The sequence below is a fragment of the Bartonella sp. AP36NXGY genome (assembly GCF_042195865.1).
In the GTDB taxonomy this organism is placed as follows: Bacteria; Pseudomonadota; Alphaproteobacteria; order Rhizobiales; family Rhizobiaceae; genus Bartonella.
This window is the reverse complement of sequence record NZ_JBHIPD010000127.1, coordinates 1-868: the sequence shown is the minus strand read 5'-3', so window position 1 is coordinate 868 and position 868 is coordinate 1. Positions and strand designations below refer to the sequence as shown.

General features: G+C 44.4%; 2 protein-coding genes. Both read right to left on the bottom strand.

The features are described from left to right. Positions 1–680 (bottom strand): phage late control D family protein (locus ACFINX_RS10255; RefSeq protein ID WP_375668815.1); only part of this gene is annotated, 680 nt, incomplete at its 3' end. Beyond that, positions 680–868 (bottom strand): tail protein X (locus ACFINX_RS10250; RefSeq protein WP_375668814.1); only part of this gene is annotated, 189 nt, incomplete at its 5' end. The genes ACFINX_RS10255 and ACFINX_RS10250, both read right to left, overlap by 1 nt.

The following is an 868-nucleotide window of genomic DNA, read 5'->3' as shown; positions in this document are numbered from 1 at the left end:
TTGACTTGGCATTGCTGCCCTTTTGAGCGATCAAAATAAGAAGCTTCAATGGTGCCATATTGCGTACGTGGCTCTAACGTAAATTCCCAGTTGGAACAGTCGTGCTTATGGATTGCTAATGCTGGTAAATTGTCACCGCTTAAAAATAAAAACTTATGGTCTTTGATTAAAAAACGTGCCCGCATGCGATCGGCAAGGCGGGTTAAAAAATCAACAGCCGATTGATCTGTGCGGATCACATAAGGCAAATTTTGTTGAGTGAACTGGGGACTAACCTTTGCTTGATAGCCATGGCGTTTGGCAAGTGTCTCAACAATCTCACCAACAGTTTTGTGATCAAAATGCTCACTCACCTGTTCTTTGAGCTCTTTACGCATCGAGGCACTTTTGCCACAAAGGCGCAAGATTTCTCCATCACTGCCACCACAACTTACAACCGATTCGACAACAAAACGCCCCATAAAGGCACTGATGCTGTTCTCATAGCCAAAAATCACTTGCAGAGTGCTGTTGCTTGAGAGAACCTCTAAATCATTGCCACTATCGTCAAACTCTGCTTCAAATGTATCGGCTTCATTACCGGCATGGTCCGTGATAGTTGCGGTTAAAAGACGCTGGTAAAAAACCTCATGAACAGGTTTGTCTCCCACCTTGACCACAATAAAAGGGTGTGTACGCATTAATCCCATAACCGCTTCACCATGCTTTGGGGATTAGACAACACAAATTCAGGCAAAATGACCTTTAAGCCCCGTGGTAAAAACACACCATATTTGGCAATCTCTGGATTAGCTTCCAGTGTGGCTTCTAAATAGCCTTTGAGTAAACCAGCTTGCCTCCGGTCTCTGAACACTGCCATGACATGGTG